We start from the raw sequence: 15,374 nt of genomic DNA, 5'->3' as shown, positions 1-15,374 counted from the left end.
AGATCACCCCGAGCCCGAACCCCCGGGTGACCCCCGAGATCCCGCCCGGCCCGCGGCCCGACCCACCCCGGACGGCCGGGACGACGGGGCTCCCGTGCCGTTCAGACCGGCCAGCGCTCACCGCGCCAGGCGGCGTCCCAGAACATCCACTCGTAGCGCGAGGTGGTCACGAAGTGCTCGACCACCTTGCGGCGTTCGGCCGCGGACAGCTCCTCGCCCAGCCGGTCGGTGAGCGCCAGCACCCGGCGGACCACCGCCTGGAAGGCCTCGTCCCCGTAGGTGGCGATCCACTTGGCGTACAGCGGGTCGGGCGAACCCTGGGCGAGCAGCGTCTCGCCGACCCGGGCGTAGATCCAGTAGCAGGGCAGCACCGCGCCGACCGCCTCGGCGAAGGAGCCGCCGTAGACGGTGGCCAGCAGGTAGCTGGTGTACGCCCGGGTGGTGGGCAGCACCGGCTCGGCGGCGGCCTGCTCGGCGCTGCCGCCGAAGGCGGTGAGGAACTCGGCGTGCATGCCCTGCTCGGCGGCCAGCGCGCCGACCGCGTCGTCGGCGAAGGCCCGGACGTCCTCCTCGCCGGGTGCCTTGGCGGCGCAGACGGCGAGGGCGCGGGCGTAGTCGCGCAGGTAGTGCGAGTCCTGGACGACGAAGTGGCGGAAGGCCTCGCGCGGCAGGGTGCCGTCGGTGAGCCCGGCCAGGAAGGGGTGGGCGAGGATCTCGGCGTACACCGGCTCGATGGCCGCCCAGAGTTCTTCGGTCAGCGTCTTGGTGCTCATGACGCGACCCTAACCGCCGGGGTTCTCGGCGAGCGCCGGAGTCCTCAGTCCTCGGGCGGGGAGAAGACCACCAGGACCCGCAGTTCCTCGGTGACGTGGTGGAACCGGTGCGGGGTGCCGGCCGGCACGTACACCACGGTGCCGCGCCCGACCGTCGCGGTCTCGGCGCCGACGGTCAGCTCGGCCCGGCCGCTGATCACCTGGTAGATCTCGTCCTGGTCGTGCGCGGTCTGGGTGTCGGTGTCGCCGGGGGCGAGCGCGTACAGCCCGGCGGACATCCGGGGTTCGCGCAGGAACCGCAGGTAGGCACCGTCGTTGGCCGCCCGTTCGGCGTCCAGTTCGTCCAGCCGGAAGAGCTTCACCGCCGCCGTCCTCCCTCGTCCTCGGAGCCGTCCGTCCACCTCGCGGACCAGGGGCATTCAACACCACCCCGCCGTCCGGTGGTTCCGCCGGGACCGTGGTCCCTGTCAGGCTTGGGCGGCATGAAGGGTTTCGTCATCAAGACACTGATCAACGCGGCGGCCATCTGGGTCGCCGCCTGGATCGTCAGCGGCATCCGACTCGCCCAGGGGGACGCCGACTGGCAGCACAAGACGCTGACGGTGCTCGGCGTCGCCGTCGTCTTCGGCGTGGTGAACTGGCTGATCAAGCCGGTGGTCAAGCTGTTCTCGTTCCCGCTGTTCATCCTCACGCTGGGCCTGATCACTTTCGTGATCAACGCCCTGATGCTGATGCTCACCTCCTGGGCCTCCGGGAAGCTGAACCTGGACTTCCACGTGGTCAACTTCGGTGCCGCGCTGGTGGGTTCACTGATCATCAGCCTGGTCGCGTGGGGTCTGCACCTGGCCCTGGACGACGACTGACCGGTGTCGTGAGGACGACAGGAAGGGGCCCGCACCCGGGTGTTCCACCGGGTACGGGCCCCTTCGACGTTCCCGCGCAGCGTTCAACCCGCGTTCTCACGCCCTCTGAGCAGGTCCGCGAGCTGGGCGTCGATGTCCCGCCCGGAGAACTCCTGCCCCATCGGCACCAGCCGGTCGGTGCGCGCCAGGAAGGCGATCAGCGGCGCGGACGGGGCCCGCAGAAGGGCGTCGCCGTCGGGGGAGCGCAGCACGATGGAGACCTCCGAGAGCTCCTCGCCGACCGGGCGGACGTGCACGTCGCCCTCGCCGGCCGGTCCGCTGATCCCGTCGAGCAGCAGCTCCCTCGCGAAGTACCAGGTGACCGGGGCGTCGCCGGGCAGGTGAAAGGTGAGCCGGACGGCGTACGGGTCATCGGCCTCGTACGCCAGGTCCACCGGGAGACGGAAGGAGAGCTCGTGCGAGACCACGAGGTTCATCACCAGGTGACCCTGGACTGTGCTGTGCTGCATGGCGCCGGTACCTCTCGTTCTGCCCGCGCCGTCGGTCCCTGGTCCGATGGCGGCCGGACATCCTTTCGACGGTTTTTGTGACGGTTTATGCAACCAATCCACGTTCGATCATCATCGTCCCCGTTTGGGGATGTAGTGGACAAGGCGTGCTTTTTCAAATGGTGAACGAGCCGCAGCAGGTCCAGACCAAGTGGCGTCAGAAGATAAATGTCGGGCTCATCGCCCCCACACCGCAGCGAAGTTGACGGGCCGCCGGACCCAATCGGTCGGCCTGTTCGACCGGCAGCGACAGGGCCATGGTGGCGACCACCGGGCCGATGGTGATCGGGACCGCCGCGCAGACCGTGCCGAGCGCGTACTCCTGCCGCTCCAGCACGGGCATGGTCGGCCGCAGCGAGGCGAGCCGGCGCAGCACGGCGCTCTCGCCGGTGAGGGTGGACGGGGTGAGCCCGGCCGGCGGGTGGCGGGCGAGGTGGTCACGGCGGGCCTCCTCGGGCAGCTGGCCGAGCAGGCACTGGCCGATGGCATGGGCGTGGGCGGTGGCCCGGAAGTCGGCCCAGGGCTCGACGGCGGGGCGGTTCGGGTCCTCGGCCACGTCCACCACCTGGACCTCGCCGTCCCGGTAGAGCGCGAAGTAGACGGCGGCGCCGAGTTCGTCCCGTAAGCACTGCATCCGGGCCCGGAGGTCGGGATCGCCGGACCGGGCGCGGGGGCCGGCGATGCCGTCGAGCGCTTTTTCGCCGTGGAAGAAGCGCCCTTCGGAGCGCCGCAAGTAGCCCTCGTGGGCCAGGGTGCGCAGCAGGTGGTAGGCGGTGCCGAGGGGCAGCTCGGCGGCGCGGGCCAGCTGCTTGGCGGTGGCGCCCTGCCGGAAGTCCCCGACGGCCTCCAGCAGCCGCAGCGCCCGCCGGACGGAACCGATCAGGGTGGGTCCGCGCTCCGCCGCCGGCCGCTGTGGCACGGCCTCCCGCGTGATCTCGAACTGTTGTGCGATCCGATCCATGTCACCCGACCCCCAGCAGCCCGAGTCCCTCGTGCAGGTCCGTGCCCAGAGCGGGCACGCGGAACGAAACCTCCCATTTGCCCGATGGCTGCTCATTGCAGCACAGCGGACCCCCGAACGGATGCACCTGCCCGGATCGGCGTTTCGACCCGATCCCGGCGCGTTTCGCCCCGTTCCCCTGGTTTCGCCCGCTCCCCGGCGCGGGAGACTCACGCACAACGCGCCAGCCCCGGAGGTCGCCATGGGCCCCGAGAAGCACACACCGCCGCCGAAGCACACCCCGTCGCCGCGCCCGGTCGTGAAGCGCACCGCGCGGGCGATCCTGCTGGAACTGGATCCGGACGATCCGTACGGTCCGGCCTCGATCGTGCTGATCCGGCGGGTCCGGCCGGGCGCGCCGCACCCGTACTGGATCACCCCCGGCGGCGGCGTCGAGCGCGAGGACCGCACGGTGGTCGAGGCGCTGCACCGCGAGGTGGACGAGGAGCTCGGCGGCAAGGTCGTGGACGTGGTGCCCGCCTTCGTCGACACCATCAGCCACACCGACCATGACGACGGCACCCCGCCGCACCCGCACGGCGTCAAGGTGCAGCACTTCTTCGTCTGCCGGCTCGCCTCGATGGACCTCAGCCGGCGGCACGGACCCGAGGTGACCGACCCCAACGGCGAGTACGAGGTGGTCCGGCTGCCGTTCACGCGCGAGGGGGTCACGTCGGTCAACCTTGTCCCGCCCCGGCTGCGGGCGTACCTGGCGGCCAACATCGAGGGCATCCGCGCGCTCCTCGCCCCCGACCTCGGGTGATCAGCCGACGGCCGGCTCGCCGACCGGGTCGTGCCGGATCCGCCCGGCCGGCAGACCGGCGCGCAACAGCACGCCCACGCCCCGGCGCACCATCGCGGGCGGCCCGCTGAGCACCGCCTCGCGGCCGCCCCACGGGCCGAACCGGCCCACCACCTCGGGAAGTTCACCCGTCAGCAGGCCCCCGGTCGGACCGAGGGCGACACCGGACAGCACCGGACGGACCGTCAGCCACGGGTGCCGAAGGGCCAGTTCGCGCAGCCCGTCCAGCTCGTAGAGCTCCTCGGCCCGGCGGGCCCCGTAGAACACCTCGACCCGGCGGCCGGACGCACCGTACGCGACGGCCTCCTCGACCAGGGCGCGGATCGGCGCGATGCCGGTACCGCCGCCCAGGCAGAGCAGGTCGGGGCCGGCGGCGTGGTCGACGGTCATCGAGCCGGCCGCCGGGCCCAGCCGCAGCACGTCCCCCGGCACGGCCCGGTGGACCAGCGCGTTGCTCACCCAGCCCGCCTGGACGGCCTTGACGTGGAAGGTGAGCAGCCCGTCCGGGCGGGGCGCCCCGGCGAAGGAGTAGTGCCGCCAGACCCGCGGCCACCAGGGCGTCTCCAGGGCGGCGTACTGCCCGGCCCGGAACGGGTACGCCTGGTCCGGGCGGACGGTGATCGCCGCGACGTCCCGGGTCCGGCGCTCGTGCCGGACGATCTCGCCCTGCCACCAGGGCGGCGAGGTGCGGGCGTCCTCCTCGGCGGCCTCGATCATGACCGAGGAGATCATCCGGCAGGCGCGGAGCCAGGCCGACTCGGCCTCGGCGTCCCAGCAGCCGGCCGCGTACCGGGCCAGCGTCCGCACCAGGCACTCCTCCACCGCGGCGCAGTGGCCGGCCGGCGGGCCGTACCGGCGGTGGCCGCGGCCGAGTTCGGCCAGCGTGGCGCGCAGGGCCGCCGGCCGGTCCAGCTCGCGCACGACGGCCAGCAGGGTGCGGAACAGCCGGTCGCGGTGGACGTCCATGGCGGCGGGGAAGAGCGCGCGGAGCTCGGGGTGGCGCAGGAAGAGCAGCGCGTAGAAGTGCGCGGTGGCCCGGTCCGCGACCGGCTGCAGAGCGGCGACGCCGGCCCGGACCAGCTCGACCTCCCGGGCGGTGAGCGGCGCCTGCTCGACGGCCCGACCCGGCCGGGCGGTCGGCAGCGCGGCGGACGGGGGCGTCGCCGGGAGCTGCCCGACCGGGGTCCGCACGCCCCAGGCCTCGCTCCACCGGTCGCCCGGGCCGGCCCAGTTGCGGCCGGGCGTGTCCGCGAACGGCGGGCGGAAGGCATGGCCGGGGAGAGGAACGGGCGCGGGGGCGGGAGCGGGGACGGGCGAGTGGACCGGGACGGTCGGCGGCTGGGTCGGCCGGGCCGGGATCACCGGACGGACCGGCTCCAGCAGCGACGCCAGGAGCACCGGGGGCACCGACGCCACCGGGGGCACCGACGCCACCGAGGGCACCGACGCCACCGGAGGCAGCACCGCCGTCGGCGCGTCCGCCTCCGGTGCGGCCGTCGACAGGCCCGGGACGGAGGTGACCCCCGCCGAGCCGTGCCCGGTGCGGACCAGGACTGTCCCGCGGGACTTCACCGCTACGTTTCGAGTACCCAAGTGAATCGTTTCGCCTCCGGCCGGCTGCGCCACCACCTGGCTTGTCCCTGTTGGCGCCAGGGCAGCGTGGCACGGCCGGACCGCCCGTCCGACGAATCACGCGAAGCCCTGACAGCCGGGCCCGGAACGCGCTACTCTCCCCGGCCGCGGTCGCCCTGGGCGCCTCTCCGCGCACCCAGGGCGACCATGGCCCCGCGGGTCGACGGCCGGGCTCAGAGCTGCCGCAGCAGCATCCCCGGCTGCTCCACGCAGTCCGCGACGAACCGCAGGAAACCGCCGGCCGTCCCGCCGTCGCAGACCCGGTGGTCGAAGGTGAAGGACAGCTGGGTCACCTCGCGCACCGCCAACTCCCCCTGGTGGACCCAGGGTTTGGCGACGATCCGGCCGACCCCGAGCATCGCCGCCTCCGGGTGGTTGAGGATCGGGGTGGATCCGTCCACGCCGAACACGCCGTAGTTGTTCAATGTAAAGGTGCCGCCGGTCAGTTCGGCCGGAGTGAGCGCACCGCTGCGCGCCGCCTCGGTCAACCGGCCCAGCTCCTCGCCGAGTTGTTCGGTGCTACGGCTCTGCGCGTCCCGCACCACCGGGACGACCAGCCCGCGCTCGCCCTGCGCGGCGAAGCCCAGGTGCACCGACGCGTGCCGGACGATTCCCGAACCGTCCTCGGTCACCGAGGAGTTGAGCTCGGGGAAGCGGGCCAGCGCGACCGTACAGATCCGCGCCAGCAGCGCCAGCACGCTCACCTTCGGCCCCGGCGTCGCGTTCAACTGCCTTCGCAGGGCCATGAGTTCGGTGGCGTCCGCATCCACCCAGCAGGTCGCCGCCGGGATCTCCCGGTGGCTGCGGCTCAGCTTCTCGGCCACCGCCCTGCGCAGCCCGCGCAGCGGGACGACACCGTCCTGCCCGGCGGGCCCGGCGGGCGCCGGAGCCGCCACCTTGGCCGCGACCGCCCGTTCGACGTCCGCGCGCATGATCAGCCCGTCCGGCCCGCTCCCGGTGAGCGAGGACAGGTCGACCCCCTGCTCCCGGGCCAGCCGCCGCACCAGCGGCGAGATCACCGGCACCACCGCCGGAGCCGGCACCGTCGGAGCCTGCACGGCCACGGCACCGCCAACCGCACCGGCCCCCGCCGAGGCCGGCTCCGCAGCCGCAGCCGAGGCCGGCACCCCGACCCGGCGACGCCGCCCGCCCCGGCCCGGCTCGGCGACCCCGAACCCGACCAGCGGCCGCTCCACCTCGGCGGTCACGACGCCCGGCTCGGCCGGAGCCTGCTCGGCGCTCCCCTCCGCCGGCGCCACCGCGACCGTCACCAGCGGAGCGCCGACGGCGATCTCCTCGCCCTCCTCGCCGTACCGCGCGGTGACCACCCCGCCGTACGGGCAGGGCACCTCCACCACGGCCTTGGCGGTCTCCACCTCCACCACCGGTTGGTCGACCGCGATCACCTCGCCGACCTCGACCATCCAGCGCACCACCTCCGCCCCGGTGAGTCCCTCACCGAGGTCGGGCAGCCGGAACTCCCGCACGACGGGCATCATCCTCGGTCCTCCCACTGGAGCCGGGCGACCGCGTCCAGGATCCGGTCCACCCCGGGCAGGTGGTGGTGCTCCAGCATCGGCGGCGGGTACGGGACGTCGAAGCCGGTGACCCGCAGCACGGGCGCGGCCAGGTGGTGGAAGCAGCGCTCGGTGACCCGGGCCGCGATCTCCGCGCCGGTGCCGCCGAAACCGCTCGCCTCGTGCACCACCACGGCCCGGCCGAGCGAGCGCACCACCCGGCAGACCGTCTCGTCGTCGAACGGCACCAGGGTGCGCAGGTCCAGCACCGCGAGGTCCCAGCCCTCGGCCCGCGCCGCCTCCGCCGCCTGCAGGCAGACCGGCAGCGACGGGCCGTAGGTGATCAGCACGGCGGAGGTGCCGGTGCGCCGCAGCACCGCCCGGCCGATCGGCTCGACCGGCGCCGCCGGGTCGAAGTCGGCCTTGCCCCAGTAGAGCCGCTTGGGCTCCAGGAAGACCACCGGGTCGTCGGAGGCGATCGAGGTGCGCAGCAGCCCGTACGCGTCGGCCACCGTCCCCGGGGTGACCACGTGCAGGCCGGGGGTGCTGGTGTAGTACGCCTCGGAGGCGTCGCTGTGGTGCTCGACGCCTCCGATGCCGCCGCCGTACGGGATGCGGACGGTGATCGGCAGCGGGAGCCGTCCCGCCGTGCGGTTGCGCATCTTGGCGACGTGCGAGAACAGCTGCTCCAGCGCCGGGTAGGCGAAGGCGTCGAACTGCATCTCGACCACCGGGCGCAGCCCGTACATCGCCATGCCGATCGCGGTGCCGAGGATGCCCGCCTCGGCCAGCGGGGTGTCCAGGCAGCGCTCCGGGCCGAACTCGGCGGTGAGCCCGTCGGTGATCCGGAAGACACCGCCGAGCGCGCCGACGTCCTCGCCCAGCACGTGCACCGACGGGTCCTCGCGCATCGCGTCCCGCAGCGCGGAGTTGAGCGCCTGCGCCATGGAGGCGGTGTTCGACAGAACTGCGGGGCTCACCGGTCCGCCACCTCCGCCTCGGCGGCCAGCTCGGCGGCCAACTGGGCGGCCTGCTCTCGCAGTTGCGGGGTCGGCTCGGCGAAGACGTGGGCGAACAGCGACATCGGGTCCAGGTCCGGGTCGGCGTGGAACTCGGCCCGCATCCGGGCGGCCAGCGCCTCCGCCTCCTCGGCCGCGTCCCGCACCAGGCCGTCGTCCAGCACGCCGAGTCCGCGCAGCGCCCGCTCCATCAGCAGGATCGGGTCGTGCTCGCGCCAGGCGGCCACCTCGGGTTCGGTGCGGTAGCGGGTGGCGTCGTCGGCGTTGGTGTGGGCGTCGATCCGGTAGGTCAGCGCCTCGACCAGGGTCGGGCCCTCGCCGGCCCGGGCCCGCTCGACCGCCTCGGTGAGCACCGAGTGCACGGCGGGCGCGTCGTTGCCGTCCACCAGCCGGCCCGGCATGCCGTAGCCGACGGCCTTGTGGGCCAGGCTCGGGGCGGCGGACTGGGCGCTGAGCGGGACGGAGATCGCGTAGCCGTTGTTCTGCACCAGGAAGACCACCGGGGCGCTCAGCACGGCCGCGAAGTTCAGCGCCTCGTGGAAGTCGCCCTCGCTGGTGCCGCCGTCGCCGAGCATCGCCAGCGCGACCACCGGCTCGCCGCGCAGCCGGGCGGCGTGCGCCAGCCCGACGGCGTGCGGGGCCTGGGTGGCGAGCGGGGTGCAGAGCGGGGCGGTGCGGCTGGCCCGCGGGTCGTAGCCGGTGTGGGCGCTGCCGCGCAGCAGGGTCAGCGCCTCCAGCGGGTCGACGCCCCGGGAGACCACCGCGAGGGTGTCGCGGTAGCTGGGGAAGAGCCAGTCGTGCTCGTCGAGCACCAGCGCGGCGGCGACCTGGCAGGCCTCCTGGCCGGTGGACGCCGGGTAGACGGCGAGTCTGCCCTGCTTGGTCAGGGTGGTGGCCTGCTGGTTGTACCGGCGGCCGACGACCAGGCGGCGGTACAGCTCGCGCAGCAGGGCCGGATCGTACTTCTCCAGCGCGGGGGTGCCGAACGTCCGGACCGGGGAGGGGTCCGGGAGGAGGGGTGCCGGGTCGGTGCGCGGGGCGGTGGCCCCGGGCATCCAACCGGGCACGCCCGTGTGGTGTCTGTGGTCGAGAACGGTCATCTCGGGGCACCTCCAGGGGTGGCGGGGGCTCCCTACCGATTGTTCGGTCGTCTGTTCATCTTGACCAGAAGCGTGACAAGGTGGTGGACATTCGGCCCGTTCGGCGGTCGACTGGTGGCAGTGCGTCCAATCGGTGGGGGTGGGGGGTCATGTCGGCTGAACAGATGTCCAGACTCGACCGGGTCGACCGGTCGATCCTGCGGCTGCTGCAGCAGGACGGTCGCGCCTCCATCCGCTCGGTGGCCGAGCGGGTGCACGTGTCCCGGGCGAACGCGTACGCCCGGATCTCCAGAATGGTCGAGGACGGTGTCATCCGCGGCTTCACTGCCAGGGTGGACCACGAACGGGCGGGCCAGACCGCGTCCGCGTACGTCACCCTGAAAATCGTCCAGAACTCCTGGCGGACGGTGCGCGAGCAGCTGCTGGCGCTGCCCGGGGTGGCGCACATCGCGCTGGTCGGCGGGGACTTCGACGTCCTGCTGCTGGTGCACACCGCCGACAACCAGGCGCTGCGGGAGCTGGTGCTGGGCAGCATCCAGTCCATCCCCCAGGTGCTCGGCACCCGGACGATGCTGGTCTTCGAGGAGACGGACCAGGTGCCGCCGCTCTAGAGCCGGCTCAGCGCGCCCGCAGCCCGTCGAAGGCCAGGTGGACGACCGCGTCCGCGACCCCGTCGGCGGCCTTGAGCCCCGGCCGGTACCACTCCACGATCGAGTTGATCATCCCGAACAGCAGCCTGGTGGCCAGCCTCGGCTCCACGTCCGCGCGCAGCGCCCCGTCCGCGACCGCCGCCCGCAGCAGCTCGGCGACCTGGTGGTCGAAGTCCCGCCGGCGCTCCAGCGCCCACTGCTCGGTGGCAGTGTTGCCGCGCACCCGCAGCAGCAGCGTCACGTACGGCAGCTCGTCCAGCAGCACCTCGGCGGTTCGCCGCACCACGTGCTCCAGCCGCTCCACCGCCGGGCCCTCGACCGCGGCCGGCTCGGCCAGGATCCCGAACAGCCCGTCCAGCGCCCGCCCGACCGCCAGCCGCAGCAACTCCTCCTTGCCGCGCACGTGGTGGTAGATGGAGGACTTGGAGATCCCGGCCGCCCGGGACAGGTCCTCCATGGAGGTGCCGTCGTAGCCGCGCTCGTTGAAGACGTCGACGGTCACCGCGAGCAGTGACTCCACGGTGTAGGCGGTGCGCGTGGTGTGATCGGCCATCCTCCGAGTATCCCCGGCCGTACGCGGCGGTACGCGATCGGGTCCGACTGGTCCGGACCAACCAGGGGTGCCGGGCGGGGGCAGGCCCTAGAATCTCCGGACGATCCGTCCACGTCCAGAGCACTGGGGTCCACGGCTGATGAACGCAATACCGGCAGTCGCCTCCGACGTGCCAGAGCAGCGCAGCGAGGATCCGGAGGGGACCTCACGCACCTGGCAGGAGCGCGGCCGCGCCCTGGTGGTCCGGTTCGGACCGGCCGTGTGGTGCTACGCCGTGCTGAAGCTGGTGGGCTTCACCGTCTTCATGAAGCTGCTGTCCTTCGCCGGGGAGTACGCCAAGAAGCCGGCCCGGTTCGGAGGCGGCGCCAACCCCTGGGACGTGGTGGCCAGCTGGGACGGCTGGTGGTACCAGCAGGTGGCCCAGTACGGCTACCACCCGGCACTCGTCCCGATCCCGAACGGCCCGGTCGGCTTCAGCATCGAGCAGAACTCGGCCGCCTTCTTCCCGCTCTACCCGGGCCTGATGCGGCTGACCTCGGACGTCACCGGCCTCGGCCTGTACGGCGCCGGGATGCTGGTCTCGGTGGTGGCCTCGCTGTTCGCCGCGGCCGGCATCTACGCCGTGGTGGAGAAGCTGACCGGCGACGTGCGCTCGGGCGTGATCGCGGCCGGCATCTGGGCGATCGCCCCGGGTTCCGGCGCCGAGTGGGCCGTCTACTCGGACTCCCTCTTCGTCGCGCTGGCCGCCTGGGCCTGCTACTGCGTGATGACCAAGCAGTGGATCGCGGCCGGGGTGGTCACCCTGGTCGCCGGGCTCAACCGGCCGACCTCGGCGGCGCTGATAGGCGCCGTCGGCCTGGCCGCGCTGGTCGAGCTGTACCGCCGGGAGAGCGGTGTCCTGCGCCCGCTGGCCGCGATGCTGCTGGCCCCGCTCGGCCTGCTCGGCTACGTCGGCTGGGTGGGCTGGCGGACGGGCGAGTGGGGCGGCTACTTCCGGCTCCAGCACGACGCCTGGCTGCACTACTTCGACTGGGGACAGGGCACCTGGCACGCGATCCGCGGGGTCCTGCTGGGCCGCAGCGACTACCCCTTCGCCTTCCCGCTGCCGGACCTGTTCGCCACCCTGATCGTGCTCAGCCTGCCGATGCTGATCGTGCTGCTGGTCCGGCTGCGCCCGCCGCTGGTGCTGACCGCCTACACGGTGGCGACGATCGTCTCGGTGCTCGGCAGCCTCGGCATCTTCGGCAACGTCTCCCGCTACCTGCTGCCCGCGTTCCCGCTGTTCATCGCGCTGGCGGTGGGAATGCGCAAGCTGAGCCTGCCGGTGCTGGCCACCGTCCTGGGCACCGGCGCCATCGCCTCCGGCTGGTACGCCGGGTACGTGATCTTCGAACTGGGCGTGCCGTAACCCCGGACCACCCGAGCCCGCGGGGGCGCGTCCGACCCGGACGCGCCCCCGTTCCGTCTCCCCGGATTCCCCTCGCCACACCCTCTTGAGCCGACCGATCGTTCGGTTACCCTGTGACGTGTCCCGTCCTGCTTTTCGAGGCCCTCCCAGGAGCGCACAAGATGTCCGCAGCGGTCACCCACCCCCTCGTCAGCGAGCTGGTCGAGCGCCACCAGGCCACCCTGGACGCCGCGCTCGCCGCCGCCGCCAAGCGCGACTACTGGTCGCCCTACCCCGAGTTCCCGAAGGCGTACGGCGAGAGCGGGCCGGCGGACGGCAAGGCCGCCTTCGACGCCCTGCTCGGCAAGCCCTTCACCCTCGACGGCCACCCCACCGACGGCGACCAGGTCGGCGGCGAGGCCTCCCCGTACGGCGTCGAGCTCGGCATCACCTACCCGCACGCCGGCCCGGACGCGCTGATCGCCGCGCTCACCGCCGCCCGCCCCGGCTGGGCCGCCGCCACCCCGCTGGAGCGCGCCGCCGTCTGCCTGGAGATCCTGCACCGGATCAACGCCCGCTCCCACGAGTTCGCCCAGGCCGTCATGCACACCACCGGCCAGGCCTACGGCATGGCCTTCCAGGCCGGCGGCCCGCACGCCCAGGACCGCGGGCTGGAGGCCGTCACCTACGCGTACGCCGAGCAGACCCGGCTGCCCCGGCAGGCCGGCTGGACCAAGCCGCAGGGCAAGCGCGACCCGCTGGTGATGACCAAGGACTTCACCGTCGTCCCGCGCGGCCTCGCGCTGCTGATCGGCTGCAACACCTTCCCCACCTGGAACGGCTACCCGGGCCTGTTCGCCTCGCTGGCCACCGGCAACCCGGTGCTGGTCAAGCCGCACCCGAGGGCCGTGCTGCCGCTCGCGCTGACCGTACGGATCGCCCGCGAGGTGCTCGCCGAGGCCGGCTTCGACCCCAACCTGGTCTGCCTGGCCGCCGAGCACGACGGCGGCACCGTCGCCGCGACCCTCGCGGTCCGCCCCGAGATCAAGCTGATCGACTACACCGGCTCCACCGCCTTCGGCGACTGGCTCGAGGAGCACGCCAAGCAGGCGCAGGTGTACACCGAGAAGGCCGGCGTCAACACGGTGGTGATCGACTCCACCGACGACTACAAGGGCATGCTGGGCAACCTCGCCTTCGCGCTGTCCCTCTACAGCGGCCAGATGTGCACCACCCCGCAGAACGTGCTGATCCCGCGCGGCGGCATCGCCACCGACCAGGGCGACAAGTCCTACGACCAGGTGGTCAACGACCTGGCCGGCGCCATCGAGGGCCTGCTCTCCGACGACACCCGCGCCGCGGCGATCCTCGGCGCCGTGGTCAACCCCGGGGTGCTCCAGCGCTCGGCCGCCGCCGCAGGCGGCGAGTACGGCGAACTCGCCCTCGCCCCCCGCGCGGTGACCTCGCCGGACTTCCCCGGCGCGACCGTCCGCACTCCCGCGCTGGTCAGGCTGGACGCCGACAAGCCGGACGACCGCGCGCTCTTCCGCAGCGAGTGCTTCGGCCCGGTCTCCTTCGCCGTCGCCGTCGAATCCACCACCGCCGCGGTCGAGTTGCTGCGCACCACGGTCCGCGAGAAGGGCGCCATGACGGCCTCCGGCTACACCACCTCGCCCGAGGTGGAGGCGCTGCTGGTCGAGGCCGCCCTGGACTCCGGCGTCTCGCTCTCGCTCAACCTGACCGGCGGGGTCTACCCCAACCAGACCGCCGCCTTCTCCGACCTGCACGGCACCGGCGCCAACCCGGCCGCCAACTCGGCCTACTGCGACGGCGCGTTCGTCGCCAACCGGTTCCGCACGGTGGAGATCCGCCGGCACTCCTGAGCCCCGTGGCGGCACCTCCCGGGCCCCGGCGGTCACCCACCGCCGGGGCCCGGCGGTTCACGGCCCCGACGGCGCCCGCGATGATGGAGGCTGGGAGAACGCCGGGAACGGCGTACGACCGCCCTCCGAACAACGGGAGCTGATACATGGCCGTGAAGCCGACGAGCGAAACCGACGTCCTGATCGTCGGCGCCGGACCGACCGGACTGCTGCTGGCCGGCGATCTCGCCGCCGCCGGAGTCGGCGTCACCGTACTGGAGAAGCGGGCCGCCGAGTCCAACCTCACCCGGGCCTTCGCCGTGCACGCCCGCAGCCTGGAGCTGCTGGACGCCCGGGGCCTGGCGGAGGAACTGATCGCCACCGGCCGGCCGCTCTCCGAGCTGCGGATGTTCGACCGCTTCGGGATCGACCTCGGTTCGCTGCCCACCCGCTTCCCGTTCGTCCTGATCACCCCGCAGTACAACGTCGAACGGCTGCTGCTGGAACGCGCGGAGCAGGCCGGCGCCACCGTGCTGCGCGGCGCCGAGGTCACCGGACTGCGCCAGGACGCCGAGGGCGTGACCCTGGATACCCGCGACGGGCAGAGCCACCGCGCCGCCTACGCGGTCGCCACCGACGGCGTCCACTCCACCGTCCGCGACCTGCTGGGCATCCCGTTCCCCGGGGAGTCGGTCGTCGACTCGGTGGTGCTGGCCGACGTCCGGCTGGACCGCGAGCCCGCCCAGGCGATCACCGTCGGCGCCAACCAGGCCGGCTTCGCCTTCATCGCCCCGTTCGGCGACGGCTGGTTCCGGGTCATCGCCTGGGACCGCGAGGAGCGGTACCCGGACGGCACCACCCCCTCGGCCGAGCAGCTCACCGCCCTCGTCCGGGCCATCCTCGGCGAGGACTACGGCCTGCACGAGGTGCGCTGGAGCTCCACCTTCCACAGCGACGAACGGCAGGCCCCCAACTACCGCTCCGGCCGGGTCTTCCTGGCCGGCGACGCCGCGCACTGCCACTCCCCGGCCGGCGGCCAGGGCATGAACACCGGCCTCCAGGACGCCGCCAACCTCTCCTGGAAGCTCGCCGCGGCGGTCCGGGGCCACGCCACCGACGCCCTGCTGGACACCTACCAGACCGAGCGGCACCCGGTCGGCAAGACGGTGCTGCGCACCTCCGGCGCGCTGATCCGGCTGGCGCTCGCCGAGTCCGCCCCCACCCGCGTCCTGCGCGGGGCGCTCACCGCGCTGGGCGGCCACCTCGACCCGGTCACCGAGCGCGGCGCCAGGCTGGTCTCCGGCATCGGCATCTCCTACCCCGCGCCCAAGGACAGCCACCCGCAGGTGGGCAAGCGCGTCCCGGACCTGCGGCTGACCGCGCTGAGCAAGCCCGCCGAGGGCGCCCCGGCCGGCCCCGACCGGCTCTACGAGGCGCTGCGCGCCGGGAAGTTCGTCCTGGTCAGCAATGACGAGCTGGCCGCCGCCGAACCCTGGGCCGACCGGATGGTCTCCGCCGCCCCCGCCGACCCGCACGGCAAGCTGCGCGACACCGTCCTGCTGATCCGCCCGGACGGCTACGTCGCCTGGGCCGCCGTCGACCCGGGCCAGGGCGAACTGCGCACCGCCCTCACCGACTGGCTCGGCACCCCGGCCTGACCGTCCCCGG

General features: G+C 73.4%; 15 protein-coding genes. 6 read left to right on the top strand and 9 right to left on the bottom strand.

Annotated features, from left to right (window positions below):
• Window positions 1-101: 101 nt before the first annotated feature.
• Both tenA and ACWDBB_RS02905 read right to left on the bottom strand, forming a co-directional pair.
• Window positions 102-773, bottom strand: coding sequence for a thiaminase II (gene tenA / locus ACWDBB_RS02910; protein ID WP_392881434.1), 672 nt, complete (start codon window positions 771-773; stop codon window positions 102-104).
• 44 nt (window positions 774-817) lie between these two features.
• Window positions 818-1,135: a cupin domain-containing protein gene (locus ACWDBB_RS02905; protein ID WP_392881927.1), complete on the bottom strand. Its 318-nt coding sequence runs from the start codon at window positions 1,133-1,135 to the stop codon at window positions 818-820.
• A gap of 120 nt (window positions 1,136-1,255) precedes the next feature.
• Between ACWDBB_RS02905 and ACWDBB_RS02900 the strand changes: the two genes are divergently transcribed.
• Entirely contained in the window at window positions 1,256-1,636 is a 381-nt protein-coding gene (locus ACWDBB_RS02900; RefSeq protein ID WP_449787924.1) for a phage holin family protein, read from the top strand.
• 83 nt (window positions 1,637-1,719) lie between these two features.
• Here ACWDBB_RS02900 and ACWDBB_RS02895 read toward each other — a convergent pair whose 3' ends face one another.
• A complete protein-coding gene (locus ACWDBB_RS02895) occupies window positions 1,720-2,145 on the bottom strand; it encodes an SsgA family sporulation/cell division regulator (protein ID WP_449787923.1) in 426 nt (141 codons plus the stop codon).
• A 196-nt stretch (window positions 2,146-2,341) separates the two neighbouring features.
• Window positions 2,342-3,145 carry an IclR family transcriptional regulator gene (locus ACWDBB_RS02890; RefSeq protein WP_449787922.1) on the bottom strand — a complete coding sequence of 268 codons (804 nt, stop codon included), beginning with the start codon at window positions 3,143-3,145 and terminating at the stop codon, window positions 2,342-2,344.
• A 241-nt stretch (window positions 3,146-3,386) separates the two neighbouring features.
• Here ACWDBB_RS02890 and ACWDBB_RS02885 point away from each other — a divergent pair, with 241 nt between their 5' ends.
• Window positions 3,387-3,947 (top strand): NUDIX domain-containing protein, encoded by a 561-nt coding sequence (locus ACWDBB_RS02885; protein ID WP_449787921.1) that lies wholly within the window; start codon window positions 3,387-3,389, stop codon window positions 3,945-3,947.
• On the opposite strand, the gene ACWDBB_RS02880 is transcribed toward ACWDBB_RS02885, so the two are convergent.
• From ACWDBB_RS02880 to pdhA, 4 genes are all read right to left on the bottom strand, one after another.
• Window positions 3,948-5,558 carry a globin domain-containing protein gene (locus ACWDBB_RS02880; protein WP_449787920.1) on the bottom strand — a complete coding sequence of 537 codons (1,611 nt, stop codon included), beginning with the start codon at window positions 5,556-5,558 and terminating at the stop codon, window positions 3,948-3,950.
• A 233-nt stretch (window positions 5,559-5,791) separates the two neighbouring features.
• Window positions 5,792-7,114, bottom strand: a complete 1,323-nt coding sequence (locus ACWDBB_RS02875; RefSeq protein WP_449788102.1) for a dihydrolipoamide acetyltransferase family protein — start codon at window positions 7,112-7,114, stop codon at window positions 5,792-5,794.
• Complete coding sequence (locus ACWDBB_RS02870; RefSeq protein WP_449788101.1) at window positions 7,114-8,082, bottom strand: alpha-ketoacid dehydrogenase subunit beta; 969 nt, start codon at window positions 8,080-8,082, stop codon at window positions 7,114-7,116. Before ACWDBB_RS02870 ends, ACWDBB_RS02875 begins: the two co-directional genes overlap by 1 nt.
• Window positions 8,083-8,111: 29 nt before the next feature.
• Window positions 8,112-9,254, bottom strand: a complete 1,143-nt coding sequence (pdhA, locus tag ACWDBB_RS02865) for a pyruvate dehydrogenase (acetyl-transferring) E1 component subunit alpha (protein WP_449787919.1) — start codon at window positions 9,252-9,254, stop codon at window positions 8,112-8,114.
• Window positions 9,255-9,418: 164 nt separating this feature from the next.
• Between pdhA and ACWDBB_RS02860 the strand changes: the two genes are divergently transcribed.
• Window positions 9,419-9,865, top strand: coding sequence for an Lrp/AsnC family transcriptional regulator (locus ACWDBB_RS02860; protein ID WP_449787918.1), 447 nt, complete (start codon window positions 9,419-9,421; stop codon window positions 9,863-9,865).
• Between the two features lie 7 nt (window positions 9,866-9,872).
• Here ACWDBB_RS02860 and ACWDBB_RS02855 read toward each other — a convergent pair whose 3' ends face one another.
• Window positions 9,873-10,457, bottom strand: coding sequence for a TetR/AcrR family transcriptional regulator (locus tag ACWDBB_RS02855; protein ID WP_359823956.1), 585 nt, complete (start codon window positions 10,455-10,457; stop codon window positions 9,873-9,875).
• 139 nt (window positions 10,458-10,596) lie between these two features.
• Between ACWDBB_RS02855 and ACWDBB_RS02850 the strand changes: the two genes are divergently transcribed.
• From ACWDBB_RS02850 to ACWDBB_RS02840, 3 genes are all read left to right on the top strand, one after another.
• Window positions 10,597-11,865: a hypothetical protein gene (locus tag ACWDBB_RS02850; RefSeq protein WP_449787917.1), complete on the top strand. Its 1,269-nt coding sequence runs from the start codon at window positions 10,597-10,599 to the stop codon at window positions 11,863-11,865.
• 161 nt (window positions 11,866-12,026) lie between these two features.
• Window positions 12,027-13,727: a phenylacetic acid degradation protein PaaN gene (paaN, locus tag ACWDBB_RS02845; RefSeq protein ID WP_449787916.1), complete on the top strand. Its 1,701-nt coding sequence runs from the start codon at window positions 12,027-12,029 to the stop codon at window positions 13,725-13,727.
• A 146-nt stretch (window positions 13,728-13,873) separates the two neighbouring features.
• Window positions 13,874-15,364, top strand: coding sequence for an FAD-dependent monooxygenase (locus tag ACWDBB_RS02840; RefSeq protein WP_449787915.1), 1,491 nt, complete (start codon window positions 13,874-13,876; stop codon window positions 15,362-15,364).
• Window positions 15,365-15,374: the final 10 nt, after the last annotated feature.

Source organism: Kitasatospora sp. NPDC001095 (assembly GCF_053598615.1).
The sequence above is the reverse complement of the archived record's forward strand: the minus strand, read 5'-3'. Positions and strand labels throughout refer to the sequence as shown.